General features: G+C 61.9%; 19 protein-coding genes and 5 pseudogenes. 10 read left to right on the top strand and 14 right to left on the bottom strand.

The genetic code is table 11. From position 1 onward, the window contains the following. Positions 1-196: 196 nt before the first annotated feature. Complete coding sequence (locus D4A92_RS25025) at positions 197-931, bottom strand: DUF6118 family protein (RefSeq protein WP_046797718.1); 735 nt, start codon at positions 929-931, stop codon at positions 197-199. Positions 932-939: 8 nt separating this feature from the next. Further along, positions 940-4,563, bottom strand: coding sequence for a Ti-type conjugative transfer relaxase TraA (gene traA / locus D4A92_RS25020; protein WP_203021265.1), 3,624 nt, complete (start codon positions 4,561-4,563; stop codon positions 940-942). A 257-nt stretch (positions 4,564-4,820) separates the two neighbouring features. Between traA and D4A92_RS25015 the strand changes: the two genes are divergently transcribed. Beyond that, the gene (locus tag D4A92_RS25015) at positions 4,821-5,600 is read left to right on the top strand and encodes an NYN domain-containing protein (RefSeq protein ID WP_094543838.1); all 780 of its coding nucleotides are present in this window, start codon (positions 4,821-4,823) and stop codon (positions 5,598-5,600) included. 14 nt (positions 5,601-5,614) lie between these two features. After that, positions 5,615-5,920, top strand: a complete 306-nt coding sequence (locus D4A92_RS25010) for a hypothetical protein (protein WP_025031075.1) — start codon at positions 5,615-5,617, stop codon at positions 5,918-5,920. Positions 5,921-6,241: 321 nt separating this feature from the next. Here the strand turns inward: D4A92_RS25010 and D4A92_RS25005 are convergent, their stop codons facing one another. From D4A92_RS25005 to D4A92_RS24980, 6 genes are all read right to left on the bottom strand, one after another. Beyond that, positions 6,242-6,523 carry a helix-turn-helix domain-containing protein gene (locus D4A92_RS25005; RefSeq protein WP_008878354.1) on the bottom strand — a complete coding sequence of 94 codons (282 nt, stop codon included), beginning with the start codon at positions 6,521-6,523 and terminating at the stop codon, positions 6,242-6,244. A gap of 13 nt (positions 6,524-6,536) precedes the next feature. Next, complete coding sequence (locus D4A92_RS25000) at positions 6,537-6,848, bottom strand: type II toxin-antitoxin system RelE/ParE family toxin (protein ID WP_025031074.1); 312 nt, start codon at positions 6,846-6,848, stop codon at positions 6,537-6,539. 53 nt (positions 6,849-6,901) lie between these two features. Further along, positions 6,902-7,231: a hypothetical protein gene (locus D4A92_RS24995; RefSeq protein ID WP_025031073.1), complete on the bottom strand. Its 330-nt coding sequence runs from the start codon at positions 7,229-7,231 to the stop codon at positions 6,902-6,904. Further along, positions 7,228-7,902 carry a ParA family protein gene (locus D4A92_RS24990; RefSeq protein WP_203021263.1) on the bottom strand — a complete coding sequence of 225 codons (675 nt, stop codon included), beginning with the start codon at positions 7,900-7,902 and terminating at the stop codon, positions 7,228-7,230. Before D4A92_RS24990 ends, D4A92_RS24995 begins: the two co-directional genes overlap by 4 nt. Before the next feature lie 281 nt (positions 7,903-8,183). Beyond that, entirely contained in the window at positions 8,184-9,062 is an 879-nt protein-coding gene (locus D4A92_RS24985) for a helix-turn-helix domain-containing protein (RefSeq protein ID WP_203021292.1), read from the bottom strand. Between the two features lie 193 nt (positions 9,063-9,255). Next, positions 9,256-9,405 (bottom strand): ribbon-helix-helix protein, CopG family, encoded by a 150-nt coding sequence (locus tag D4A92_RS24980; protein WP_246754193.1) that lies wholly within the window; start codon positions 9,403-9,405, stop codon positions 9,256-9,258. 351 nt (positions 9,406-9,756) lie between these two features. Between D4A92_RS24980 and D4A92_RS24975 the strand changes: the two genes are divergently transcribed. Together D4A92_RS24975 and D4A92_RS24970 are read left to right on the top strand one after the other, a co-directional pair. Beyond that, the gene (locus D4A92_RS24975; protein ID WP_055971942.1) at positions 9,757-10,362 is read left to right on the top strand and encodes a recombinase family protein; all 606 of its coding nucleotides are present in this window, start codon (positions 9,757-9,759) and stop codon (positions 10,360-10,362) included. A 15-nt stretch (positions 10,363-10,377) separates the two neighbouring features. Next, a complete protein-coding gene (locus D4A92_RS24970; RefSeq protein ID WP_072495413.1) occupies positions 10,378-13,347 on the top strand; it encodes a Tn3 family transposase in 2,970 nt (989 codons plus the stop codon). 123 nt (positions 13,348-13,470) lie between these two features. Here the strand turns inward: D4A92_RS24970 and D4A92_RS24965 are convergent. Together D4A92_RS24965 and D4A92_RS24960 are read right to left on the bottom strand one after the other, a co-directional pair. Beyond that, positions 13,471-13,635, bottom strand: a pseudogene (locus D4A92_RS24965) (helix-turn-helix domain-containing protein); the annotation flags it as partial. A 58-nt stretch (positions 13,636-13,693) separates the two neighbouring features. Beyond that, entirely contained in the window at positions 13,694-16,669 is a 2,976-nt protein-coding gene (locus D4A92_RS24960) for a Tn3 family transposase (protein ID WP_203021259.1), read from the bottom strand. A gap of 155 nt (positions 16,670-16,824) precedes the next feature. Here D4A92_RS24960 and D4A92_RS24955 point away from each other — a divergent pair, with 155 nt between their 5' ends. Then, positions 16,825-17,418: a recombinase family protein gene (locus tag D4A92_RS24955; protein WP_172873079.1), complete on the top strand. Its 594-nt coding sequence runs from the start codon at positions 16,825-16,827 to the stop codon at positions 17,416-17,418. A gap of 133 nt (positions 17,419-17,551) precedes the next feature. Here D4A92_RS24955 and D4A92_RS24950 read toward each other — a convergent pair whose 3' ends face one another. Beyond that, positions 17,552-18,091 (bottom strand): DUF1269 domain-containing protein, encoded by a 540-nt coding sequence (locus D4A92_RS24950; RefSeq protein WP_058096046.1) that lies wholly within the window; start codon positions 18,089-18,091, stop codon positions 17,552-17,554. 340 nt (positions 18,092-18,431) lie between these two features. Between D4A92_RS24950 and D4A92_RS24945 the strand changes: the two genes are divergently transcribed. The 4 genes and pseudogenes from D4A92_RS24945 to D4A92_RS24930 form a co-directional block, all read left to right on the top strand. Further along, positions 18,432-20,078: an alpha/beta hydrolase gene (locus D4A92_RS24945; protein ID WP_246754194.1), complete on the top strand. Its 1,647-nt coding sequence runs from the start codon at positions 18,432-18,434 to the stop codon at positions 20,076-20,078. A gap of 595 nt (positions 20,079-20,673) precedes the next feature. Continuing rightward, positions 20,674-20,952 (top strand): annotated as a pseudogene (locus D4A92_RS24940) (sterol desaturase family protein); the annotation flags it as partial. Beyond that, positions 20,949-21,455: pseudogene (locus D4A92_RS24935) on the top strand (MFS transporter); the annotation flags it as partial. The pseudogenes D4A92_RS24940 and D4A92_RS24935, both read left to right, overlap by 4 nt. A 453-nt stretch (positions 21,456-21,908) precedes the next feature. After that, positions 21,909-22,499: pseudogene (locus D4A92_RS24930) on the top strand (IS481 family transposase); the annotation flags it as partial. Between the two features lie 211 nt (positions 22,500-22,710). On the opposite strand, the gene D4A92_RS24925 reads toward D4A92_RS24930, so the two are convergent. Then, positions 22,711-23,994 (bottom strand): IS110 family transposase, encoded by a 1,284-nt coding sequence (locus D4A92_RS24925; protein ID WP_203021284.1) that lies wholly within the window; start codon positions 23,992-23,994, stop codon positions 22,711-22,713. 218 nt (positions 23,995-24,212) lie between these two features. Between D4A92_RS24925 and D4A92_RS24920 the strand changes: the two are divergent. Beyond that, a pseudogene (locus D4A92_RS24920) lies at positions 24,213-24,500 on the top strand (integrase core domain-containing protein); the annotation flags it as partial. 43 nt (positions 24,501-24,543) lie between these two features. Here the strand turns inward: D4A92_RS24920 and D4A92_RS24915 are convergent. Then, positions 24,544-25,830 carry an MgtC/SapB family protein gene (locus D4A92_RS24915; RefSeq protein WP_203021282.1) on the bottom strand — a complete coding sequence of 429 codons (1,287 nt, stop codon included), beginning with the start codon at positions 25,828-25,830 and terminating at the stop codon, positions 24,544-24,546. A 100-nt stretch (positions 25,831-25,930) separates the two neighbouring features. Further along, the gene (locus D4A92_RS24910) at positions 25,931-26,428 is read right to left on the bottom strand and encodes a GntP family permease (RefSeq protein ID WP_203021280.1); all 498 of its coding nucleotides are present in this window, start codon (positions 26,426-26,428) and stop codon (positions 25,931-25,933) included. Between the last annotated feature and the right edge of the window lie 28 nt (positions 26,429-26,456).

Genomic DNA, 26,456 nt, shown 5'->3' with positions numbered 1-26,456 from the left:
ATGCGCCATGGCACGTGCCAGCTATTTGGGGAGCGCACGCGCCATGGCGCTTAGTGCCCCGCCACTGGCCTACTTTTGCGCCGCCACGTGGCCGGTTTTGTCTCCGCCGTTGACATACAAATCATCCCGCAGAAGAATCCGGCTAAAATCACATAGATTCCGTAAATATCGGACGCAGCTCGAACTAGCGCCAAGGCTACTGAGGCACTGCCATGGTGACCGTGCAACGTTGTTCTTTCTTCGCCTTGGCGGCCGCCTCTGCGCACGCCGCAAGCGTCTCCTGATTGGCGCGCACAAGATTGCTGGCCTCAACCAGGTTGCGCCAGCCTCCTGGGCTTCCCGACTGCATGAGCGAGATTCCCGCATTCCAGCGGTCGGCATTCATGGCGATCGAGGCTACGGCCATATCGACCGATCCGGGCAGAACGCGCGGAAGGAACAACGTCAACAGCACGCCGGCGACCAGGCCGGCCGCTCCCACGCCCCAAAGCCACCAATCCTGTTCCCGACGAAGGCGGGCGGCCCTGACGAACTCGCGAAGATCGCCGGTCACGCGCTCGAGGGCTTGTCCTCGAGCCTCGATCGTGCGCCCAGCACCCTCCGAAATCCGGTCGCCGGCGTTCTCGAGCGCGCGGGCGTAATGATCGGGGCCATTCCTGAGCGCCGGCGACTTCTGCAAGGCTTCAAGGGCCTGTCCAACGGCGGTAACCTGCTTGACCATACGGCCAAGCTCCGGGCCGTAATCGGGCGGCTGCTGGATTTTCTCGAATTCCTCGAACGCCGCTTCCACCCCCTTGCGGATGACGGTCATTTCGCCGCCAACGTCGCGCGTCAGCTTCTCGACAGATCGCCGCAACGTATCGAAAGCCTGGGCCGGGTCGCTGCCTGCGTCCTGCTCGTCTGGTTCTGTACCCTCGCTCTCGTCCGTCATGGCGTCTCCTATCGTTCCATCCCAAGGCCCTGGCTCCGGCCGCGTGCAAGGCTCTGCTCCATGTTGCGGGCGAGGCTTTCACTCTGCCGCACATGACCGATTCCGAGGTCCTGGCTGCGATTGCGCAGGATCGATTCAACCTGCGGATCGCGCTCAAGGTTCTTTGTCATGCCGCGCATTTGCCCCTCGACCTTCCCGCGCGCCTCGTCGTGCTGCCAACCGCGAAGCTCCTGGCGTTCGCCCTGTAGCTCCTGCCAGCGCTGCACGAACCGTTCGGCCCTGACGTTCGGGTCCGCCAGTGCGGCGCGCTCCCGGTCCATGCCGGCGCTGAGTTGGCCGACACGCTCGCGGCCGGAAAGCTCCTGCATGGCAGCCCGCGTCTCGGGGTCATGCTGCAAGGCGGACACCATCAGCGCCGACGCTCCCGGCCGCGCCTGGTCGAGCTGCTGGCCGGCCTGCCGCAATTCCTGCTTCTGCGTTTCGAGTACGGGCAAGCCCTCACTGTGATTTCGCTCGGCCGCGTCATAGGCCCGCGCATAGCGGTCTATGGCGCGCTCCATGTCGGACGGCCGCCGCAAGCGGTCTGCCTGCCGGTCGGGCGCGGGCACCTCTCGCACGCTCTCCACTCTTTCCGGCTGCGCCTGGCCGGTTGAGACGGCATTGAGCTTCAGGCCGTCGAACATGGAGCGCCGGGGAGTCTCGTCTCTCTCTGGCCGCTCCTGGGCCGGCGCGACGCGGTCCTGCTGCGGCCCTTCAGCCGCCGCGCTCCGCCCGAGTTTCAAGCCCTCGAACATGCCTCGGCGCGGGCGCTGCTGCTGATCGTCCCCATGTTCCTGAATACGATCCTGGGCGAGATCCTTGGACAGCGAAGAAACCCGGTGTGGATCCTCGCCCCTATTTTCGGCCTCGATGCTCGGCCGCTGCGATTGACGATCGGCCCGGGTTTGCTCCTGCGTCGGCTCTCTGTCCGGACGTAGCTCGATCTCGCTGCGAACCCCCATCTGCTCTGCGATCCCGCGCCGCTCGGCAAAGTCGCGGGTATAATCGAGCGTCGTTTCCTTCACGCCCGACCGGCTGAGCCGGTTTTCAAGTTGGGCGTAGGCCAGCTCGCCGCCTTCATGCACCTTCCACGCATTGCGCTCGGCCGTAGTCCCGTCTGGAAGACGCACCGTCTCCGATCCGCGATGCTCAAGGCCGATCTTGTCCCCGATCTCTGGCGCGGCCTCTTTCATGGCGCGCTCAAGGTCCACACCCCAAATCGTATGTTTCTGGCCGCGATCGTTTTCCAGCGTCACGAAATAGCTGTCGCGGTTCTTCGGGTCGTGCTGATAGGGCGCGGCCCCATGATCGACCAAACGACCGGCGTTACGGTCGGCAAACTCATCCATGCCGGCATAGAGCTGCGCGCCCTCGCGATGCCGGGTCATGGCGACATAGGTCAGATGCCTGTCCATCGTGCCCGACGCCATCACAAAGGCGCGGTCCACTGTCGCGCCCTGGTTCTTGTGAATCGTCGTCGCATAGCCATGGTCGAAAGCCCGATAGTCGTTCGTCGGCACGCTGATACTGTCGCCCCTGCCCTTTCCTCCGGGACCGTCGAGCTGCGCGACGATCCGGCCAGCCTCGACGCTCTCGACCGTGCCAAGCATCCCGTTCTTGACGCCAAGGCCGCGATTGTTCTCCAGGAACACGATACGGTCGCCCGGCGCGAACTCGCGCTTGCCGTCATTGGTCTGGAAGGTCAGTCCACCAGCGTCCGAGCCCTCACCGGGCACACTGCTCTTCGCCAGCTCGCCGCGCTCCTGCAGGGCCGATCTGATTTCGTCATTGATGGCGCGAACATCGGCACGGCGATGTGCCATCGCAACGCGCGTGCCCTCCGGCCGTTCGTCGCGATCGGCAAGGTAGTCGCGCACGATCTCGCCGCGCGCCTCGTCCCGCGTTTCGCTAAGCCGGATGCTCCCGTTATCCCGGTAGGCGGCCAGGCCCTCGGCCGTCCGATGGGTGGCGAAGTCAACCGACGCCTCCCGCTGCCAGTCCACGCGCTGCCGGCGAATCTCCGAAAGCTCGGCATGGCCGATTTGCTCGGCGATGGCGCGGAACGGTGCGCCGGCCCCGATCGCCTGGAGCTGCTCATGATCGCCGACGAGGACGATCTTCGCCCCCCGCGCCTCGGCCTCGTTGATGAACCGGGAGAGCTGCCGGCTCCCGATCATGCCCGCCTCGTCGATCACGAACACGTCGCCGCGGCCGAGTGTGCCGCGGTCGTTCTGCCAGCGATATTCATACGACGCGAGCGTGCGGCTCTGGATGCCGGAGGATTCCTCCAATCCCTCGGCCGCCTTACCCGACAGGGCCGCGCCGTGAACCGTGTAGCCATGCGCCTCCCATGCTTCGCGCGCCGCCGCGAGCATCGTGCTCTTGCCTGCGCCAGCATAGCCGACAACCGCCGCGATCTGTTCCGGCCCGGTGATATGCTCGATCGCGCGCCGCTGCTCGTCCGATAGCCGTGCCGAAAGATCGCCAGCGCTCTGACGAATGGCAGCGTCTTGGGCGTCGATCGCGCGGCCGACATGCTGCCGATCGACGCCATGGGTCTGCGCCTCGTGCAGCCTTGTCGCGCTCATCGCCATGCCGGATTCGATCCCGACCATTTCGCGGGTCGAATATCGCGCAAGCTCGATCTCGCCTGTCTCGGGGCTCATTCGCTCGCCCTGCAACTCCACCAGCGCAGGCGAAGCCATGACGGTCGCAAAGGCATTCTGGAACGTCTGCGCGTCGTCGTTGATGTAGCGATGCAGTGTCCGCGCAATGTCGTGCCGATCGAACACGCTCTTTTCGTTCGTGACGATCGCAAGAACCTGTTCCGGCTTCTCCCGGATCAGCTCCGCATTCCGCTGCGCCGCTTCCGCATCAAGCCGGGTGCGCGACACGTCGAGGCCGCGCCGCTGCATCTGCGTGGCATGCACGCCCATATGCTCGGTCGGCTCAAGCTCAAGTCCGCGCTCCTGATGCGAGCGATGATCAATCCGCACATCGAGACCGGCCTTTGCCAAATGCTCGTTCGCATGCTGCTCCCACGACTGTCTGATATCGCGGAGCTGCATTTGCGTCGTCGGCAACCCCTCGTTCAACAGACGCACATTCTTCCACTCGATATGCGTTTTCTCGCCAAGCCGTTCCTCTGTGACCTGGCGCGTCGTCATCAAAAGGTGCGCGTGATAATTCCGAACGTCGCTCGCCGAATGCGGCGAATGGATCGCGAAATCGACCGCCCCGCCATAGCGGTTCGCCAAATCCTGGGCGAACGCCCGCGTTAGCTCTAGCCGCTGCTCGGCTGTCAGCTCGTGCGGTAGCCCGATCTCGATCTCACGAGCGACACGCGCGTCTTTCCGATTTTCGGCAAACTCCGCTGCGTTCCAAAGCGCCTGGCGGTCCTTCGCCCATTCGGCACTCACACCCTCGGGCAACACGATTTCCACATGCTCAACGCCCTGCTTGCGGGTGAAGTCATGCGTGAGGCCATCGCGTTCGTTCGTCAGGCGCTCGCCGGCACGATAGGCAGCAGAGGCAACGGCGCTTCTGCCGCTGGCCCGCGATACCGGTTTCATGCTCGCATGATAGATTGCCAAACGCTGCCTGCCCTTTTCCGATCTGCGATCGGCGCAACTGACTTGCGAAGCAAGTCGTAAGTGCGCCCTTATCAACTCAATCGCTTCGCTCTTTCGTCGCTCGGTGTGGCGCTTGCGGCAAGCTCGATGCAATGAACTGAGGCCGCGATTGTGCTGCAAAACCGATGACTTTTCAAGATCCACAAGGCGATATGACGGGAAACGCTTGAGCCGGGCGTGTCTTCGTATAATCTGGCGTCCATTGGAGGGTGAAGAATATGGCAATAGAAAATAACCCGGCATTGGCGCTCCTAATCGATGGCGACAATGCTTCACCCAAGATCGTCGGTGGCCTACTCGCTGAAATCGCCAACTATGGAACTGCCAGCGTAAAACGCATTTATGGCGACTGGACAAAGCCCAATCTCAACGGCTGGAAAGAATGCCTGCTGGAACACTCGATTCAGCCAGTCCAGCAATTCGCCTACACGACCGGCAAGAATGCCACCGATGGCGCAATGATTATCGACGCTATGGACTTGCTCTATACCGGCCGCTTCTCCGGCTTCTGCATCGTCTCAAGCGATAGCGATTTCGCCCGCCTCGCAGCCCGCATCCGCGAACAGGGCGTCACCGTCTATGGCTTCGGGGAACGAAAGACACCACGCCCCTTCATTACTGCTTGCGACAAGTTCGTTTATTTCGATGTGCTCAACACGGCCGCCGGGGAACAGAAGGAAGCGGAAGCCGTTGTCGCGCCCAAGGCATCCACCGCCAAACCTGCGCCAGCGAAAGCGGCGCTCGATCGTGCTGCCCTCGACATGCTGGCGAAGGCCGTCACCGCCTCGGCCGATGAAGACGGCCGCGCCAATCTGGCCCGCGTCGGTGCGCACCTGGCGAAACAGTCGCCGGATTTCGACGCTCGCAATTTCGGTTTCCCGCGCCTCTCCGATCTGGTTGATGCGTCCGGCATTGTCGAGATCGAGCGCATTGGCGACAACCCGAAAATCATCATGGTTCGCCTCAAGGGTGAGGCTACCGCCCGCCCCGCGAAATAGGAGGGAAACGTCAGATGGCGCGCAAGACGATCGAACAAAGGCTGGCCGAACTGGATGCGCAGCGATCCGCCCTCAAGGCTCGTCTCGGAAAACAGGAACGGACAAGAGACACTCGCCGCAAGGTACTGCTGGGTGCGCTCGTCCTCCATCGCCTTGAGAACGGCAAGGATGAGGAATTCTCCCGGCGCTTGAGCGAATGGCTCAAGCGTGAACTGCCCGACTTCCTGACCCGCGACGGCGACAAGGAACTCTTTGCCGATCTGATCGGCAACGTGCCGGCCGGGCAAACGGCGGGGAGCGCCGGCGAGGCAACATCGTGAACCGGGCAACGCTCGCATGGGGCGCTTTCAAGAACATGCTGCGCGCCGCCGCGCATGATCCTGTATGGGCTTTTGTCTCCCTGATACCCTCGGCGTGACTCTGGAGTGAGATGCGGTCCCGGCGCTGCGCGCCGGGGCTTTGTCACTGGCGGCCCTCCGGTCCGGTCGCGGCTTTCGCCGCTCGGCACGACGGTCAGCCCCCGGCCGGCCCGCTCTTATCATATTGGGCCGTAGGGACGGCCGGGGGCTGGTTACAGGCATGCGCCTGTGCAAATTGCACTAGAACACCTCGCCCTCTTGACTGTCGGATTACCGACGAGCCTATGCGGCCTCGGCAATATCGAGCCGCACCGCAAGCCCGGCCTGGGTGGCTAGATTAATCAGCGTATCGAGGCTGAAATTCGTGATCCGGCCGCGCAGCAGGTCGTTAAGCCGGGGCTGCGTGATCCCGAGACGCCGTGCCGCTTCGGCCTGGGTGACGCCCCAACTCCGTACCCGCTGCTCAACGGCAATCAACAGATTGGAACGCATTGTCATGTTCGCGGCCTCGGCCGGCGTATCTTCCAGTGCATCCCATACATTCGCAAAGCTCTGACGTTCCATTGTCACGCCTCCGCTAGATTTGCCGCAACCGGGTCGCGGCTAGGTCCAAATCTCGTTTCGCTGTCTGCTGCGTCTTCTTCTGGAAGGCGTGCAGCACATAGACGGCATCCTCTATCTTAGCGATGTAGAGCACCCGGAAGGCTCCGGCCTCATCGCGGATGCGGATTTCCCGCACCCCCTGCCCTACGCTCGCCATCGGCTTCCAGTCGCTTGGCTCAAAACCCTGCTGAACCTTGTGAAGCTGGACACCGGCCTCTTTCCGCGCCGTCTCGGGAAACTCCCGCAACTGCTCAAGGGAATCCCCGAGAAATTCGAGCCGCTTCATGTCAGCCATGAATCCCTTATATCAAAATTTGTATAAGCGAACAAGCGAAACCGCTACTGCTCGCCTTCGCCAAGTGCGCTCATTGCCCGCTCGATCGTCTCGGCAAGCGTGATCTCGTGGCGGTCGGCATAGGTATAGATCGCCTCGATAGTGTCGGCCCTCAGCCGGGTTGCGAACTGTTCCGTGCGGCCTGTCTTACGCCGAGTACGGCGCGGGGGTCGCCCAGGAGAAGACGGCAATAGCTCGGCGGCTTTCGGAGTTTCGCGGAAACCCGCAGCGCGGGCGGCGGCCTTGACCGCGTTCGGATCAACGGGCGGCACTGGCGGCGTGTTGAGTTCCTCGCCAAAGTCGAGCGTTGCGCGTTTCTTGTCATCGGCAGTCATGCTGCGTTCCCTCCCCTAATGGCGTTGATGACGGCTTGCGCATATTCGCGGGCATTTTCCTTGGCTGTCTCCAGTCCGGACACATCGGCCGCTTCCAGCTCGTGCAGCGTGCCGCCCAAGGAAAACAAGGTCCGATAGGCCGCCCTGTCGATCAAAGTCGCCGGCAGCACCGGGACCGCAGCGCCGGTAAACTGCCGCTCTATGTCGCGTGCCGTCCGCTCGCGGATCGCGGGCGGCACGCGGGTAAAGAACACGCGATATGGAATTTCCCGGTTCGCCACCTTCCACATTTGGCGCACCAGCTTGACCGATTTCGCGGCCTCGGCTGCGTCGAGAACCGAGCTTTGCAGCGGAATCAGAACCAAATCCGACCGGGCGACTGCGAAGCCGACGCGATCGGTCGCGGTCCCTTCTAAGTCAACTATGACGAAATCGGCGTCGGTGCGGGCATCCTCGATCGTGTCTATGATTGTTTCGGCCGAGTCATCAACTATGAGCCGAAGGGATTCCGGAACCGGGCGAAGCTGCGACCAGGCTACAAGGGGCCTGTTGGGGTCCGCGTCGATCAACGCGACCTTGCGACCCGCCGCGACTAGCTCGCCGGCGAGGACAACGGCCGAAGTCGTTTTGCCAACCCCGCCTTTGCTCGAAACAAATGATATGACCGCCATGCGACCTCCGCTCATCTAATGACCAGCAGCATGTTAGCTGCGTGCACTTTATAATCGGTTAAACAGCCGCTTGCCATCTTATTGCAAATTAATAGCCGCTAGTAAACAGCTAATTTCTTTAGGCGCAGCTCTTGCCCTTTCTTCCTCTCTAAAGCCCATGCGACATTGGCCGCAGGCGAGGCGGTTGGTGATTTTGCTCTGAGTGTGCCGGGCCGGACCGCTTATTACGCGGTCCGCAACCGCCGCAGGGTCGCGTGAGCGGCCCGAACAGCGGCGTCCGCTTATGTTTTCACATAGAGAATAGAATTAGAGGGGGATTCAGTCTGGTTATCGGACTCACGTTTCATGAAGGTCTTTGCCATCTTCACAAGGGCCTGCCCCAGCGGACTATCACCAGCGTCGAGCTGCGTTCGCTCATCGAGGGGCAGGGTGCTCCGGTAGACGTCGATTGCCTCGCTCCATGCCTGCTGATCCTGTCCATGATCCGCAGGCGGGGGAGGGGCCTTTCCAAACCGGCCAAGAAACTGCCGGGCCTTTTCCGGCAGGGACAAGCGGTAGGCGTTGCTCGCCTGCTGCACCTGGGGGCCGCGCCCCTCGTTCCCGGTCGGCTCGTAGCGCCGCAGCCAGTCGATGAAGCCATGCGCCCGCAGGTTCTTCAGCGCCCGCACGATCGTGTCCCGCGACCGGCCCAGGCGGTCCATGATCGTGGTGATTGACGGCTCCAGCCGGCCGGTGCGGAAGTCGATCAGATTGACGAACAGCCGCAGCACGTCGAGCGCCACCGATCCGAGCGGGCCGCTGCGCTCGCCCTTCTCGTGCAAGCCGGCCTCGTTGTAGATTTCGGCCGCCTTCAAGATCGCCTGCACGTCCTTGCGCGTCGTCGCCTGCCAGATACGGCCCTCCGATCGCCCCTTGAAATAGCTGCGCCGGCGAACCGGCGTCGGGCAACGCTCGGCCGGGGGAGGCAGGACTAGGCCAAGCGCGGCTTGTCCCGATCCGCGCCATGCGGCCCGGCGCTCCTGGGCGAGCGCGGAGAGCTGGCCGGCGTCTTCCTCGGAAAGCTGGCCGGCACTGTAGCGCGTCCAGACCTCCCGCATGATTTCATCAAGCGCGTTCGCACGCGCGCATCCAATCGCGGCCGCAATTTGCGTCCTCAACATCTGTCCTTCGTCCTTCCAATCGGAGGACATGACGGCGCGGACGGCGGACAAAGATTCCCCGTTCCCGGCGAGACTCACTCTTGCCGGGTGGTTCACTCTCGACTATGTTAGGGGCTGTTCAGGCGGTCCTAACAAAGCCGTTTCCGAAATCCGAAAACCCCTTGCCGCTGCTAACGGCTAGGGGTTTTTCATTTCATGTCCTCGGTGCGTTCTCGATATAGAACCTCAAAGCTTCTTCGATGATCGGGGCGCGTGATGACACGCCCTTCGCTTCCTTGATCTGGTCAAGTCGTGCGACCAGATCGGCGGGAAGATCGGTGTTCACATAGATGCGGCCGGCCACCTTTAACCGCTCCCGATGGGCGGCTACCTTCTCTTTTACCGGTATAGCGGTTCGACTCATGGTTACATGAAACCGCGATTCTTCCGATTCTACAACCCCTTGAATCCAAACCGCTGAAATCGTGGGGTTTCCATTGTGGTAGCCGGCGCTACCGGATCATGATCTCGGGGCTCCGTGGGAATCTCTGCAATATTACCCGCTAAGAGATTTTTGGTGTGACGGAAAACAGATGATTTCCGCGTAGCGGTTCGGCGGGTCGAAATCGACGGGGTGACTGGGCAATTATTTGCGCGACAAACCCTGTCGGAATGTGAGACTGTGCGGCAACACGGAATTTGAGGTTTGTCGTGCATGTTGATCGGTTACATGCGGGTATCGAGCGGTGATGAGCGGCAGTCGGTTGCCTTGCAGCGCGACGCCCTGCTCGCGGCCGGGGTCGATCAGCGTCACCTGCATCAGGATCGCGCTTCGGGCGCGCGCGACGATCGGCCGGGGCTGAAGGCTTGCCTTGCGGAATTGTGCGAGGGTGACGTGCTGGTCGTTTGGAAGCTCGACCGTCTGGGCCGATCACTCTCCCACCTGATCAGAATCGTTGAGGATCTGAAGATGCGCGGGGTCGCCTTCCGCTCTTTGACGGAAGCTATCGACACGACGAATTCGCACGGTGCGTTCCTGTTCAACCTGTTTGGCACGCTCGCCGAATACGAGAGAGTGCTGATCACGGAGCGGGTCAACGCTGGACTGGCGGCGGCACGCCGGCGCGGTCGCAAGGGCGGTAGGCCACCGACGATCGACACCGAAAAGGTTGAGCAGATTCTGGCGGCGCTGGAAGCCGGCGCCAGCAAGGCGTCGGTGTGTCGGACATTCAAGGTGCCGCGCTCGACTCTCATCGATACATTGCGGCGAACCGGATGGACCGGACCGGGCAAAGAAGATGAGCCTGCTCCCCCAGTTTGAGAGCGGGTGTGACCGATGGCCTTCCTCGACGCGCAGTCGCGCACCGTTCTGTTCGACCCACCCGATGTTTATGAAGAGGCCCTCGCGCGCTATGCGCTGTCCGCTGAGGACATCGCTTTCGCCAGGGCGCATCGCCGATCGCATAATCGTCTGGGTTTTGCCATCCAACTCGCCCTGGTGCGTGATCTCGGTCGTCCGCTCCGCGCTGGGGAAGTTCCGCCTCAGGCAGTCGTCTCCGTTGTCGCCGACCAGTTGGGCATCGACGCTGCGGTGTTCGCACTCTATGCCCAGCGGGAGGAAACCCGTCGAGAACATACGCGGGAGATTGTCGTCGCACTGGATCTCCGGCCCGTCCGGGCGAGCGATTATCGATCCCTGATCACCGCGGCGGCACGCGAGGCAGCCGCTACCGAACAAGGCGAGCCGATCACCAAGGCCGTGATCGAAGCCCTGAAGGAGAGGAAGCTGCTCGTTCCTGTGCCGGAACTGCTGATACGTCTGGCGATGGCGGGCCGGGCGGCAGCGCGACGACAGGCTTATCGCGGCTTGATCCGGGGCATGGAGCAACCGTCCATCGAGGCGCTTGATCAGCTTCTCATCGATCGGTCCGGCGATCGGAGCCATCTCGGCTGGATTGCGGAAGCGCCGGAGGGGACGAAACTGAAAAACCTCAAGGGCCTGATTGCCCGGCTTGAGGTTCTGCGTTCGGCGGCGATTTCCGATGAGCGACGTAAAACGATCCATGCCAACCGCTATGGCATCATCGCCCGGGACGCCCGCATTCTGCATGCCCGTGAGATACGACGCCTTACATCCGAGCGCCGCTACGCCACGCTGACGGCGTTCGTCATCGAGAGGCAGGCGGCAATCACCGACCTTGCGATCGACATGTTCTGCAAACTGATCGGCAGCACCCGGCGCAAGGCTGAACTGAGCCGCACAGAACGCCGGCTGAAAGAAGCCGAGATTCTTGATGGGGTGGCGCTCGATCATCTCAAGCTTGGCGAGGCGCTTCTGGCCGCCCGTGAGAACAACACCGATCTCGCATCCGCAATTGCAGTCTCACTCGGCTGGGACGGATTGACCGCCAGCGTGGCCGCAGCCAGGTCCGTCGTGCGCCCCGATCGCAGCGACGAATTCGATGAGCTCATAGAGCGGCACAAATCGCTGCGAAAGCTGGGCAGGCTCATGTTCGGCGCGTTCTCTTTCCGGTCGTTTCGTCCCGATGATCCGGTTTTGAAGGCAGTGGATCATCTGCGTGCGCTCTACAGTGGCAGGAAACTACCCGCGCAGGTGCCGTTCGCGTTCATGACGCGCAAGTGGCGGCGACGTGTGCGCTCGGACGGTGTCACCATCGACCTTCGGGCTTGGGAAGTGGCGGTACTCGTTCACCTTCGGGAGCGCCTGCGGGCCGGTGACATATGGGTTGATGGCAGCCGAGCATGGCGCAGTTTCGAGGATTATCTTCTGCCTCGACCGATCTTTGCCCTGATGCGCGCCGAAGGCCGGCTCGGGCTTGCCATCCCTGACAGCTTTGCCGAATGGCGAGCCGAACGCACCGCCACGCTCGACGCGAAACTCAAAGAGCTGGCAAGGGCGGCGGCCGCCAACGCCATTCCGGATGCGGCTATTTCCGACAAGGGTTTGTCGGTCTCCCCGATCCGCGAGGAGGAGCGTGACGGGATCGTCGCGCTCAGCCGGCGTCTTTACATCCTCGTTCCCCGGATCAGGATCACCAGCCTGCTTGCCGAGGTCCACAGCTGGACCAGGTTCCTTGACAGCTTCACACACTATCGCACCGGCGAGACGGCGAACGACGAGCCGGCGCTGATGGCCGCTATCCTTGCCGACGCCACCAACGCCGGTGCTGAACGCATGGCGGAAAGCTCACGCGGCGTCACGATCCACCAGATGATGCTGATGGTAGATAGGCATCTGCGCTCGGAAACCTATGCTACGGCGACCGCCGTGCTGGTCGATGCGCAGCAGGCTCATCCCTTCGCCGCGGTCTGGGGCGACGGTCATATCTCCTCCTCGGACGGGCAGTTCTTTCCGGCAGGCGGGCGCGGTGAAGCCAGCCTCGAATACAATGCAAAATACGGCAAAAGACCAGGTGCTTCGGTCTATGGCTTCCTGTCCAATCGTTTCGCCTCCTTCTTCTCCCGGATGATCCAGGCGTCCGAGAGCGAAGCGCCCTACGTGCTCGACGGCCTCCTTCACAACGAAAGCTCCGTCGAAATCCATGAGCATGCAACCGATACCGCCGGCGCGACCGAAACGACATTCGCTATGTTCCATGGCTTCGGCTATAGGCTCATTCCTCGTATCCGCAATCTCGGCAATCGCAGGCTCTTCGTCATCGATCCCGACGCGGCGTACGACCCGCTCGGGGCGCTGATCTCGGGAGCCGTCAACATGGATGTCATCGAGCAGCACTGGGATGAGGTCTTGCGGCTGAAGTCATCGATTGGCGCGGGCCTCGTGCCGCCGTCCGTCATCCTCAAGAAGCTTGCCGCATCGCCTCGGCAAAATCGGCTCAATCAGGCGCTACGCGAAATGGGCCGGATTGAACGCTCGATCTTCATCTGCGACTGGTTGCTCGACACCAAGCTCCGGCGCAGATCGCATGCCATCCTCAACAAGGGTGAAAGCCGTCACGCCCTTGCCCGGGCGGTCTTCCTCCACCAGCTTGGCGAGCTGCGCAACCGCGTGGCGGAAACCATGGCCTATCGGGCGTCAGGTCTCAACCTCGTCGTCAACGCCATTATCCTGTGGAACACCGTCTATCTCAGCCGCGCTGTCGATTATGTCCGCACCCAGGGCATCGATATTCCCGCCGAGCTGCTCTCCCAAGTCGCACCACTTCCCTGGGCTCATATCGCACTCACCGGCGACTATCTCTGGAACGAAATTGACCGACCCCTCGAACGCTTCAGGCCGATCCGCGCTAACCGTTTCAATCCAAACAACTTCGCTTTCCCTTAGCGGGTATTATTGCAGAAATGCCCACGGAGCCCCATCTCGGCGCGACTCGGATAATCGACGGGCCAGGGCGGGCGATTTCAAGAGCTTGCTTGATTGTTTCGTGCGACGCAAAATCTGCGTCGGTCAGCTTTCCGATGCTGCGCCATCTAACGCCCGGTAGAGCGTGGCGCGATGCACACCAAAGAGCCGGGCGATTTCGGCAACCGGCTTCTTGTCCTCATGGATGAGCTTGCGGGCGTGCGCGATCTGCTCGGCGGATAGGGCAGGGGAGGGGCCGAACCGCACACCTGGGGGCAGAACAAGGTCTGTTCAAAATCCTGCGCTAAGCTCGAACGGACCCTGAACATCACGCGGCGCGGAGGATTTTTCTGGCAAGTCGCAAGGGCCTGAAGCCTTCGGACATCTGCTGCTCGGTGTCCCATGAATAGATGCCGGTGAGATTTATGTGCTCCCAACTGAGGGGCGAGACGTGTTTCAGCAACTCGTCGGGGATATTTCGGCCTTGCTGGCGCAGATGAGCCGTTGCCCGGCTGAGGTAGACGGTGTTCCAATGGACGATGACGCTGACCACCAGGTTGAGACCGGAAGCTCGGAAGGCCTGGCTGTCAAAGGAGCGATCACGGATCTCGCCGCGCTCATGGAAAAAGACGGCGCGTTTGAGCTTGTGAGCGGCCTCGCCCTTGTTGAGCCCGGCCTGGCAACGCCGACGCAGTGCCGGGCTGGAATACCACTCGATCATGAACAGGGTGCGCTCGATGCGGCCGAGTTCGCGCAACGCTTTGGCGAGATCGCTGGATTTCGACGATGCGGAGAACTTCTTGAGGATCGCCGACGGCGCGACGGTGCGCGTCGTGATCGACGCGGCAAGGCGCAGGAGTTCGTCCCAATGGTCCATGATGAGGGCGGTGTTGATCGGCACGCCGATATGATTTGCCAGCGCCGGATAGATATCGGCCTTCTCGAAGGTGTGCAGTTTCCGGTCCTTGATATTGCGAAGGCGCGGCGCGAAGCGCTTGCCGATCAGGCAGAACAGCGCAAAAACATGATCGCTGGCGCCGCCGGTATCGGTGAACAGCTCTTCGATCTCCAGAACCGTGTCGTGGTCGAACAGGCCGTCGAGCACATAGACGGCCTCGCTTTCGGTCGGGCTGATCGGCAGGATGCTGTAATAGCCGTATTGGTCGGAAAGCCCGCTGTAGAACTTCGAGCCCGGCTCGCTGCCATAATGCAGGTTGATGTCGCTGCGCCTTGCGGCCCGGTCACTGGCGCGGAAGAATTGCCCATCGGATGAGGCTGTCGTTCCGTCGCCCCAAATTTGCGCATGCGGATGGCGGGTATGGGCATCGGTGACGCAGGCCTGCGCGGCCCGATAGGTTTCGGAGCGGGCATGGAAGCTGCGCATCCAGCCGATCTGGTGGGCGCTGATCCCCTTCGACGCCCCAGCCATGCGTTTCGGGCCGAGATTCGTGCCATCGGCAAGCACGCCGGCCAGCATGGCGGCGATGTTTTGCGGCGCATCTCCCGTCCGGACATGAGTGAACTGGTCGGCAAACCCGGTCCACTCATGCACTTCCCGCAGGAGATCGGGCACCTCGACCAGAGGATACATCTCCGTGATTTCGGCATTGATGGCTTCCGCCGCGGCGGGAGCATCGCTGGTATGCGGCGTCACGATCAGCGTGCCGTTTTCCATCCTGACGCCATCGAGCTTGCCGAAACGGGCGCGCCAGGCCAGCCGTTTGAGGTTGACGTCCATCATCTCCCGGACGTCCGCGAGCCAGGCAGCGCAGTCGGTCTGGACACCGAGGCCAAGCTGATCTTGCCCCCTCAGGGCGACAAAGGTTGGCTTCGGCATGAGATCTTCGTCTATCGGCCGGAATGACCGGCTGCCCTCGACCCACACATCGCGCGAATGCAGCCGGTCCCGTAAATGAGCGAAGGTGGCGATTTCATAAAGCCGCCGATCCGGCTTGCCATCCTCGAAGACCAGTTTCCTTTCGTTCGCACCCAGATGGCCGACCGGCACGCGATCCGGCAGAACACGGCGTCCCTCCACATAAAGCATTTTCAGGGTCGCGACCGCCGCAAGCAGCGGATCGTGCCGACGGCGCGAGCGGAACGTGAATGCCTGAAGGAAAGCGCCGGCAAACTTGCGGATGTTTCCATGTTGCTCGGCCGCCAGCACCAGCGGCGAAGCGTTGGCGCTCTCCACCATCGCCTCGAGACCGGGCTTGATCTGCAGCAGCCGATGCCAGCCGACTTGCCGGTTTACCGTCTCGATCGCATCTTCATCGGCATCATTGGCGGCCTGCAAGGCAACGATCGTGTCGAGGAACAGTCGCAGCGCCTTGGACGTTTCCATGCGGGCGTTCATGTGACGCTGCTTTCTCCGGTTGTTCGCCTGGGAGAACAGCCGGCCCATCAGCTTGATGAACATGGTCATTGCATCGTCGGTGAGCTTCTGGCCGAGCTTGATAATCTGCACCACGATCGTCGCACGCCGGCGGCTGGCGCCAAATTCGCCGGCGAGCCAGGCCGGTGCTGCATCACCTTCCCGGACCATCTGGTCCCATCGTCCGGAGGGGATGCGGGCCTGTAAGCGTGGATCGATCCCGAGCGAACGCAGGAACATGATACGCTCCGTCAAACCGACCAAATTCCCCGCTCCCGGTGCATCGGGCGCGGAACGCAGCCAGTGAAAGCGCGTCTGACCTATTGCAGGATCAACGTCCAGCAGGGCATCGAGGGCTTCGAGCTTGTCCGGATCGAGATCCGAGATCAGCGCGGCCTCGGCACGGCGGCGGGCGATTGCGCGCGCTGCCAACCCCATGCGCTCGATCATGGTCACCACCGGCAGCAGAACCCGGCGCTCCCGATACATGGTGATGATTGCGTTTGCGATCACCGCTCCCTTGTCGGTCGTTGAAGCTATTTCGATAGCTGCCAGGAGCGCCGCGCGTCGATCCTCGCCTGTCGGGCTTCTCATTTCGAGATAGCCCAACAGGCGCGCGACGTGGTTCATGCGTGTTTCTTCGCGGCGAGCATACAATTCGAATGACGCCGGGTCGGCTCCGACTTGCTCAGCAACATGGTTGAGCATCGGCATGGGAAGGGCTTCGTTGGCAATAAGCGCACGGCCGGGATAACGCATCAGGCAGAGCTGCAGCGCAAATCCCAGCCGGTTATGCTCGCGACGGCGAACCTCGATTTCGAGTCGATCTGCCGGGGACAGGGAATAATGACGGATCAGACTGTCTTCGTCAGTTGGAATACCGACAAGCTCTTGTCGATCATGAGGCTTGAGAAGCGTCCGCCGGGCCACCGTTCTTACTCCTTACAATATGCGCTGGTGGCCAAACCTCTGTCCGGAAACGGACGTTTGCGTACAGGGGTAAAACACCCTGTCCACAAATTACCTTGACAGGATTTAGGACAGAGAAGATATTTCGGACAGCCTATTCGGACGAAATTGACCCCATGCCACGCACTTTTGCTTATGTCCGTGTCTCAACGACCGGACAGACTACCGAAAACCAGATTCAGGAAATTGAGGCCGCCGGCTTTCAGGTCGAGCCGCGCCGGATCGTCACCGAGACAGTTTCCGGCAGCACGGCAATCGCGCAGCGCCGTGGCTTTTCCAAACTCATGGACCGGCTGGAATCCGGTGACGTTCTCATTGTCACCAAGCTTGATCGACTCGGTCGTGACGCCATCGATGTCAGCACCACTGTTAAGGCCCTCGCGGAGATGGGCGTGAAAGTCTATTGTCTCGCTCTGGGTGGTGCCGATCTCACCAGTTCATCCGGCACCATGACCATGCAGGTTCTTAATGCCGTCGCGCAGTTCGAACGGGATCTGCTGATCGAACGCACCCAATCCGGCCTCAGGCGGGCAAAGTCCGAAGGCAAGATCCTCGGACGACCCTCGACACTCAACGAGGAACAGAAACAGGGCGTGCGTGACGATCTCGCAAAAGAGATGAGCGTTTCGGCGATCGCCAGGAAATTCGGAACCAGCCGACAGACCATCATGCGGGTCCGAGATGAGAGTTCACGCTCCGTTCGGCCTTAGCGTACGATTTCACGCAAATCTTGTTCCGACCCCAGGTTGTCCAGAGAATGCTTGCTCGGCGAAAGGCCGATGCCCGGATTGCATCGGCCTGACGATCCTTGCGCCGAAGCGCCGTGTTGCAGCCCGACGCGCCTCAGCCCGCCGCAGACACGTCCCCCGAAAGCGCGGGCCCGGCAAGAAGAGCGCGCAACTTGTCTTCCTGTTCCTTCGACAGCGATGTCTTGAGAATGCGCGGCTCGTACTGTTTGATCTCGGCGACGACCTTGTCGGTCGTTGCCTTTGCCACAAGCACGAAAAGTGCCGATGTTCCGGGCTTGATGGTCTCGCCAAGATCCTTGATGAACTGGTCGTTTATTCCGTAATCCGACAGCCGACCGCTCAATGCACCCATCGCGGCGCCCGCCATGCCGCCAATCGCGAAACCCGCCATCGGATTGAGGACAAGCAGACCGGCAAGAGTGCCGACCAGCGCCCCCGTGCTCAGCCCGCTGCTCGCGCCGATCGCGGTCAGATTGACGGATTGCTTGATCTGTATGTCCCCTTCCTCGGGGCGGATGACAACCACGGCATCGAGCATGTCGATCAGATGCTCCTTGCGCAGTTCGCGCAATTTGCCGAGCACGATGTCAGCCGTGTCAGTTCCGTCAAAATCAAGTACTACGAGGTCGGCCATACTGGGCACTCCTATTCATAATCTTCATTACGTCAATCTGGATCAGAAAAAGTACTCTTCAAACCACGCCAGCTTACGCCCTGTTGGCAAATGCGATCAAATTCGACATGGATATTTTAACCATAGCATAGCCGTAACGCACAACAGTTTTGTATCACTCGACCGCTCCTGACCGTGCCAGAAATGTTCTCTTCTTGTTTCGCATGGTCAGCGGCCATCCGGTTGCCCCCGGATGCACGATTTAGTCTGGATTGTTGGGCCGCCTCGGTGCCATGTAGGGCATGAAGATCATCAGGCCGAAAGACCCAAGATGCTCAACAAGGAAAGTCGCCCCGATGGCATGATCCAAGTGTTGCCGAGCCTCTTCGGGGCGCTCTCTCCCACGGGCGTCCTGCTTGGAGCAGTGCTCTTTGCCATGTCGCTGACGCCCTCGATGGTGCCACGCGGCCCTGAGATACAGGGGGCACTCGGCGGCCTTGTCTTTGCGATTGGCTATCTGATCTCGTATCTTGCGCGCTCAGTCTTGCGCTGGTTGGGGCTCAGGCCGATCTTTCGGCCATCCCCGGCGCTCTTGCATGCGACCTACGCGCTCGCGCTCGTGATCTGTGGTTTCGGTCTCTGGATGGGGGCGGACTGGCAGAATTCGATCCGCAAGGCATGGGATCTGCCCGAACTCGACGGATTTGCCACGACCTTTGTCGTCGCACTCGCCCTGGTCGTTGCGGTACTCCTGCTTTTCGCGGGGCGGCTCTTTGAACTGCTCGCGGCCAAATGGCATCTGCGCTCAGCGCGCTTTCTGCCGCCGCGGGTCGCTCGCGGGGTCGGCCTATTGCTGGCGCTGGTGATCTTCTGGGCTGTGATCGACGGCATCGCCTTTCGCCTTGCGCTCAGGACGATCGACACCACCTCGCGGATCGCCGATCTGGTGATCCCGCCTGATCTGGCGCCGCCAAGCGATGCGGCAACGCCGGGAAGTCCGGCATCGCTGATCGCATGGGAGGATCTGGGCCGATGGGGGCGCGGCTATGTAATCTCCGGCCCTGACCGCGACGATATTGCGGCCTTCTGGAACGCAGCGGCGCGCCAGCCGATCCGGGTCTATGTCGGCCTGACCGCCTCGGGCAGCGCCGAAGACCGCGCAAAGCTGGCCTTTGATGAACTGATGCGGGTGGGCGGGTTCGAGCGGAAATACCTCGTCATCGCCACGCCAACCGGTTCCGGCTGGCTTGACCCCGGTGCGATGGATACGCTGGAGTACATGACGCGGGGTGACGTGGCCACAGTGGCGATCCAGTATTCCTACTTGTCCAGCCCGATGTCGGTGATCGTCGACCCTGAGAATGGGATTGCCGAATCCCACGCCCTCTTTGATCTGATCTATCGACACTGGACAGCCCTTCCCGCAGCAGAGCGGCCGCGCCTCTATCTGCATGGCCTCAGCCTCGGCGCGTTCCTGTCTCAGGAAACTGTCCCGCTTTTGAATGTGTTTGGCGACCCGTTTCAGGGCGCACTCTGGACCGGCTCTCCATTCCTCAGCGAGATGTGGCGGATGGTGCAGGACCGCCGTGATCCTGATAGCCCGGCATGGCGTCCGAAATTCGGCAACGGCTCTCTTATCCGCACGACCAACCAATTTGGCGGACTGGAGCGTTTCGATGCCACATGGGGGCCGATCCGCCTTGTTTTCCTGCAATATGGCAGTGATCCTATCGTCTTTTTCGACTATTCTCTGGCTTGGCGACGTCCCGACTGGCTGAGGTCGAACCGCGCGCCGGATCTGGGGCCGGACATGCGTTGGCTTCCGCTCGTCACCATGTTGCAGGTCGGTTTTGACATGGCTGTCGCGGTCGGAACGCTGGGCTATGGCCATGATTACGCCGCGCGCCACTACATCCCGGCCTGGGCTGAAACGCTGGACCCTGCGGGCTGGACCCCCGAGATCGAAGCGAGGCTGGTCGCCCACCTGAGGGACCTCACACCGCGCTGAGCGCGCAACCGCGCCGTGCTGATGCCAGTCAAGCTCGATGCCACTGTCTGTGGCTCCGGCCATGACAGCCCGCCACATATGCCTTGAAATCGGCGCTCAGCTGTAAGACGGTGGGCAAGACAGGCAAGGCTTTCTGCTGTTTCAACGCCTCGTGGTTTTCCGTCAGACTGACTTGAGGTTTAGGAGCAAAGATGGGCTGAGCGTTGATTGAAGGCATAGACCGTGCAGAGCTTTGACGTAGTCTTTCCCGCCAATCCACGAGGGTCTTGGCGTTTGATGCGATCAACACTTGCCTTGGGGTTGATTGCCCTGCTCTCTTGCCTGGCAGTCTTTATCGCGGCAGAACCTTCGGGCGCCCAGCCTCAGCAATCGACATCATTCCTGTTGGCATAATCTTCGGGCCTAAAGGTTGGTATCATCTCCTTTTTCGCATCGAAACGAGGAGACATCACGGTGATCAAACTCAAGAAGAGACGGGTCAAGAACCCTGTCACGGCCCTTTCCGAAGGCCTCGAGGAGCATTTGCAAAAGCTTGGTTACAGTCCCGACACAATCTGGAAGCAGCGCAGGCTGCTGAATGATCTGCTCTCTTGGCTTGTTCGTCGTCACCCCCGACATGCACCGCGTGCACCATTCCATCGATCCGCGCGAGACCAACTCGAACTACGGCTTCAACCTGCCGTGGTGGGACTGGCTGCTCGGCACCTACATCGCTCAGCCCGCCAAGGGGCACGGGGAGATGGAGATCGGGATCGAGCAATTTCGTACACGTCGCGACCTGTGGCTCGACCGGATGTTGATCCAGCCCGTCCGCGGCCCGGCATCGGGCCATGCGGTTGATCCCCGAAACACGACAAAGGAGCCCGCCGAATGACCGCAAGCGACTTCACGCGCGGCATCCGTGAGAACGCGGGCCAGGTTGCCCACCAGCTTATCCAGGTGATGCTGGTGGGCTTCGCCATCGGGATGACGCGCACGGTCGTCCCGGCGCTGGCCGAGAGAGAATTCGGGCTCGAGCGCGGCTCGTTTCTGCTGCTGGCGTCCTTCGTCGTGGCCTTCGGTGCGGTGAAGGCGGTGATGAACTTCGTTGCAGGGCGCTGGTCGGAACGGATCGGGCGCAAGCGGGTGCTGTTCTGGGGCTGGGTCGCAGCACTGCCGATCCCGGTGATGATCTGGCATGCGCCGGACTGGAACTGGATCGTCGCGGCGACCGTGCTTGTGGGCGTCAACCAGGGCCTTTGCTGGTCGATGACGCGGACCGCGAAGCTCGACATTACCAAGGCTGAGGAGCGGGGCCTCACCATGGGGCTCAACGAGTTCTCGGGCTATGTGGGCGTGGCAATCGCGGGCATTCTCACCGCCTATGCCGCCGAGGCCCTGGTAGGCGGGCGGCCAACGCGGATCTTCCGTCGCACCGGCGGGAGATTTCAGCGTGACACTTTGCGCCAACGTCCAACGGATCCTGCAGGCCGCGTTAATCGGCCTGCCCGTATCCCCTAGGCCAGGTCGGCGCTGGCGTCGCTTTCTGCCAAAGATCCTTCGAGCCCTGCAAGTTTGGCTGTCCAGCCCGAAAGGGGCTTTCGCTTCCCAGACAGCCACCTTTCCCCGCCTACCGCACCCCTTACGCCGTCGCCAGTGTGTTTCCTGATCGCCACCAGGGTGCAGTGTGGCAATCACCTTTGGCACGGGCTTTGCATAAACGTCGCCAACCGGGACGCACAGCGACCTGCGCAGGCCGCCGGCATGGGACTTCAAGCGAAAGCCAGGAGCTAGGTGTTTGATCCCATGGTTTGATGGTGCGATCCTTTCCCGGGAATGGAAGGAAGCACTATGGGACAAGTTCGTCACGGGAGCGCCGCGACCACGCACGCCGTCAGAGCTGCAATACAGCGATCGCAAGCTTCGCTCGCGCAGCTGAGCAAGGAGCTGGGCATCAATCCCAAAACCGTCGCGAAGTGGCGCAAGCGGGCGACGGTGGAGGACTTGAAGACTGGGCCGAGGGAGCCGCGTTCGACCGTTCTCACCGAAGCGGAGGAGGCCATGGTTGTCGCATTCCGGCGTCATACGCTACTGCCGTTGGATGATTGCCTCTATGCGCTTCAGCCGTCGATTCCGCGTCTGACGCGCTCGGCGCTACATCGGTGCCTGCAACGGCATGGCATCTCGCGCCTGCCGGACGTCGCAGGCGACAAGCCGACGCGGCAGAAGTTCAAGCGCTACCCGATCGGCTTCTTCCACATCGACATCGCTGAGGTGCAAACTGGCGAGGGAAAGCTCTATCTCTTCGTCGGCATTGACCGGACAAGCAAGTTCGCTGTCACCCAACTCGTGGACAAGGCAGATCGTAAAACCGCATGGGAGTTTCTCGAACACCTGCTCAAGGCCGTCCCCTATCGCATCCACACGATCCTCACTGACAACGTCCTATGTGCGGAATGATTTGCCGTTTTGAGCATAAGATCACGATGCATCCGAGCGACCGGATGCCTGATGAATAGTTGCCCAGGCGGGCTCCGCCGTCAAGAAGTGGTCTCTTCCATAGCAAATACAGGGTCGGTTTTATTGCCGCCCTCACCGTCCTCAAGACGAGATCCTAAATCCCAAGCGGAAGGCCCGAACATTATCTACGAGGTCAGGAAGCTGCCTCCACGGCTCTGCAGAGAGGGGTCCTTCCGCCTGGGCTCACCCCTTCGAAGAAGGGGCGATAGGGTTCGCCGGATTTGATCACGGCGTGAATGGTGCGGGCCATCTTCGCAGCGATGGCAGTATAGGCCTTGCGGCGCAGATCGGGGTTCTGGCGATCCTGCGCAATGTAGCGCTCGAACTTGTCGCGAAAGCTGTTGGCGGGCTTCAGAACGGCAGCCTGACTCGCCAGCCAGAGTGTGCGCCGTAGGCGGGCATTGCCATACTTGGAGATCTTGCTTCGACCACGGAATACGCCGGATTGCACAGTCGCGAGGTCCATGCCGCAGAATTTCAGAAACTGGCGGTGATGGCGGAAGCGGCGCAGATCACCGGCTTCAGCCAGAACGGCCAGCGCATTGACAGGCCCGATTCCAGGTATCGTGCGCAGCAGCTGATAATCTGGATGGTTGGCGAGCAGCTCTGCCGCACGGGCCTCGATGGCGTTGCGCTGCTGAACAAGACTGCGTCCCTGCGCCAGAACGAGGCGGAACATCCGGATTGCATCTGAGTCTGGCGCGACGGGCAAGCCCACAGAAGTCTTTGATGTCTCGTAGATATCCGCCAAAAGCGCCGCCTTGCCGACGCAGCGGCCAATTATCGGCCAGGCAGCCTCTATGAAGGCGTTCTTGTCCATGGCGGTGATCATGTGAGGAGATGGAAAGGCCTCAAGAAACGCCAGAAACCAGTCTCCACGAGAACTGCGATGGAACCGGTCCGCCTCGGGAAAATACAGTGGCAGGTAATGGGTCAGGATACGATGCCAGAGTTCCGTCTTCGACCGCGCAACCATCTCGTAGGTCTTCGACAGTTCCTGGATGTCACAAGTGCCAGCGACCAGCGGGTCGTGAAAGACTTGAACCGCCCCAATCTCCAGCATCCGCAGGATGACCTGCGCATCCTTAGGATCATTCTTGTCCCAGCTGTTGTGCAGTGCTTCTCGCGTGCGGGCGAGAGCAACGGAAGAGACGAGCTTCAGATCGAACCCCGCGGCCCCGAGGGCGAACATCAGCGCCCGGTGGTAATTGCCCGTCGCCTCGAAGCCGATGGTGACCGGTAAGTCATACTCAAGCAAAGCAGCGATCAGACGGCGATAATCCTCCGCGGTGTTCAGCACCGTCATCCGGCGGCGGCGCGTTTTGCGCGGGGCGGCAATCAGCACCTCGTGTCGGTGTTTGGAAATGTCGATGCCTACCAGAACACGGGCATCCGAAGTATGCTCAACCTTGGCCATAGCCGGTCTCCTCTGTGGTGTGGTTCGCAAAACCACCATAGAGACCTGAGCCTTGGTTATGGCCGCCTGCTGCGCAATTTTTGGAGGCTGCGCAGGCAGCCATAACCTTCAACGACGCGTCATTCCCAACATGCTACGGCATCCAGTTCGCCGAGCAGCCCCGCAACCGGAACACAGCATATTCACGGCAGATGCGGTTCGACATGATCTGTGAGGCAAATGAGATCGAGCACCGACTGACCAAGCCAAACCATCCGTGGACCAATGGCCAGGTCGAACGAATGAACCGCACCATCAAGGACGCGACCGTCAAACGCTTCCACTACGAAAACCACGACCAGTTGCGAACACACCTTGCCGACTTCATGGCAGCCTACAACTTCGCCCGCAGGCTCAAGACACTCAGCGGGCTGACGCCTTACGAATACATCTGCAAAATCTGGACATCAGAGCCAGAACGATTCATCCTAAATCCGATCCACCAAATGCCGGGACTGAACAGCTAGGGCCATGGCGGGACCAAGGTGCCGTATCACCGCGGGTACCTGCTTAGCCGTTCACCCAGACCTTAATCACCGCCGAGAAGTGCCAGCCGATCCAGACCGATAGGACGGACAGGACCAAGCCTAGTGCCACAATCCGCCCGAATGCCGGCGATCCTGAGCGAAGGGCAAGCACAAGTCGTACCATGGCATTGACCGTCAGGGTAGCCGCCAGCGGCATCACCGCCTCGCCCGCCGGCATCTGGCCCGCCGCGACCAGCGATGCCAGGGCGACGGCAGCCGAACTTGTGCTGACCAGCCCGGCCAGCGCCGCCGACAGCAGCACGGCCTCGGTCCCGAACCGATCGTTCAGCACCGCCGAGATCAGAATCACCGCCGCCACGGTCAAGGCGAACTTCACCGCGTCGTTCACGCTGAAGATCCGCGAGGGCAATTCGATCCCCGCCGGCTCGACCCCCTTTCGCGTGGCCAGGTAGACCAGCAGGGCACTGAAGATCAGCACGACCAGGGTGGGCACCACCAGCACCGGCAATGCCAGGGCGAACAGGGACGGGCTGACCAGGCCCAGCACCAGGCCGGTCTGCAGCAGCGACGACACCGAAGACAAGGTGGCCCCCGCCGCCGCCGGCTGGATGAAGCGGACGGCCGCATCGCTCAGCGCGTCGACCTTGCGGCCCATCTCGACCACAGTGGCCGTCGAGGACACGAAACCCGACAGGAACCCCGAAAGCGGCAGGCCAAGCCGGTCGCCGAAGACCCGCGTGCAGATGTGACTGACCGCCCCGATGACCATCACCAGGATGACGATGACAAAGATGGCGCGCGCGTTGATCGCAGCGTCCGGTCCGAAGCCGGTATCGGGGATCACCGGCAGGATGATCAGACCCGAGACGCCAAGGATCAATCCGTCGCGCATCTCGAAGTCGTTAAGGACCGAGCGGCTGAAGTCGCGCAGGGCCGACCGTGCCGCCAGCAAGGTGGCGACCAGCACCCCCGACGCGGCGGCAAGGAAAGTATGCTCGACCGACACCCCCCCCAGAACCACGACCAGCAACAGCGCGAGGCTGGTGGTCATTCCCGTTTGCCGGTCCGTCTGCGACAGATGTGCGACCGCCCGCAGGACGCCTACCGCGGCCAGCGCCACCGCCAGCAACGGCTGCCCGCCCGCATACTGGCTGAGCGCGCCAATCAGCGAGGCGAGCGAGAAGGTCCTGACCCCGATCGGGGCCGGACCGCCGTTCTCGCCCCCGTTGCGCTCGCGCTCGATCCCGATCAGAAGACCGATGCCGAGCGCCTCGAGCAGGAGCAGGGCCTGACTTGCTTCTTCCATCATCCGATCACTGTACCCTTCCGATTCGGCTCAGGCCATCGGGCGCGCCGCGCTTTCACCATTCCTCACTGCGCCTGCGGCCACAAGACCATCCACGCCGATATCAGGCCGCGACCATTACGACCACGACCAGGGCCAGCAGCGGGCCGACGCAGGCGACCATGAAGATGTCAGCATAGGCCTGACGATGGGTCAGCCGGCAGACGCTGAGCAGCGTCACCACGGCCCCGTTCTGCGGCAGCGCGTCCAACCCGCCCGAAGCGATCGAGGCGACCCGGTGCATGACCTCGGGCGCGATCCCGGCGGCCAGACCGCGCGCCAGATAGTCGTCGCCCATGGTGGCCAGCGCGATGCTCATCCCGCCCGAGGCCGATCCGGTGATCCCCGCCAGCACGTTCATCGACAGCGCCAGCGACACCAGCGGCGACCCCGGCGCCACCCCCAGCACCGCATCGCGCATGGCGGCAAAGGCGGGCAGCGCCGCCACCACGGTGCCGAAGCCGACCAGCACCGCGGTGCTGAGAAGCGGCAGCGCCGCCGCACCCGCCCCGGCCGACAGGCTGTCGGTCAGCGCCGGCAGGCGGCTGCGGTTGGTCAGCACGATCAGCGCGATGGTCAGCGTCAGCGCC

Source organism: Rhizobium rosettiformans (genome assembly GCF_016806065.1).
Lineage (GTDB): Bacteria > Pseudomonadota > Alphaproteobacteria > Rhizobiales > Rhizobiaceae > Allorhizobium.
The sequence above is the reverse complement of the archived record's forward strand: the minus strand, read 5'-3'. Positions and strand labels throughout refer to the sequence as shown.

Bases quoted from the DNA above. Each gene is read 5' to 3' on its own strand.
- D4A92_RS25025 (WP_046797718.1), bottom strand. From the start codon at position 931: ATGACGGACGAGAGCGAGGGTACAGAACCAGACGAGCAGGACGCAGGC.
- D4A92_RS25015 (WP_094543838.1), top strand. From the start codon at position 4,821: ATGGCAATAGAAAATAACCCGGCATTGGCGCTCCTAATCGATGGCGAC.
- D4A92_RS25010 (WP_025031075.1), top strand. From the start codon at position 5,615: ATGGCGCGCAAGACGATCGAACAAAGGCTGGCCGAACTGGATGCGCAG.
- D4A92_RS25005 (WP_008878354.1), bottom strand. From the start codon at position 6,523: ATGGAACGTCAGAGCTTTGCGAATGTATGGGATGCACTGGAAGATACG.
- D4A92_RS25000 (WP_025031074.1), bottom strand. From the start codon at position 6,848: ATGAAGCGGCTCGAATTTCTCGGGGATTCCCTTGAGCAGTTGCGGGAG.
- D4A92_RS24995 (WP_025031073.1), bottom strand. From the start codon at position 7,231: ATGACTGCCGATGACAAGAAACGCGCAACGCTCGACTTTGGCGAGGAA.
- D4A92_RS24990 (WP_203021263.1), bottom strand. From the start codon at position 7,902: ATGGCGGTCATATCATTTGTTTCGAGCAAAGGCGGGGTTGGCAAAACG.
- D4A92_RS24985 (WP_203021292.1), bottom strand. From the start codon at position 9,062: ATGTTGAGGACGCAAATTGCGGCCGCGATTGGATGCGCGCGTGCGAAC.
- D4A92_RS24975 (WP_055971942.1), top strand. From the start codon at position 9,757: ATGTTGATCGGTTACATGCGGGTATCGAGCGGTGATGAGCGGCAGTCG.
- D4A92_RS24970 (WP_072495413.1), top strand. From the start codon at position 10,378: ATGGCCTTCCTCGACGCGCAGTCGCGCACCGTTCTGTTCGACCCACCC.
- D4A92_RS24955 (WP_172873079.1), top strand. From the start codon at position 16,825: ATGCCACGCACTTTTGCTTATGTCCGTGTCTCAACGACCGGACAGACT.
- D4A92_RS24950 (WP_058096046.1), bottom strand. From the start codon at position 18,091: ATGGCCGACCTCGTAGTACTTGATTTTGACGGAACTGACACGGCTGAC.
- D4A92_RS24945 (WP_246754194.1), top strand. From the start codon at position 18,432: ATGATCCAAGTGTTGCCGAGCCTCTTCGGGGCGCTCTCTCCCACGGGC.
- D4A92_RS24925 (WP_203021284.1), bottom strand. From the start codon at position 23,994: ATGGCCAAGGTTGAGCATACTTCGGATGCCCGTGTTCTGGTAGGCATC.
- D4A92_RS24915 (WP_203021282.1), bottom strand. From the start codon at position 25,830: ATGATGGAAGAAGCAAGTCAGGCCCTGCTCCTGCTCGAGGCGCTCGGC.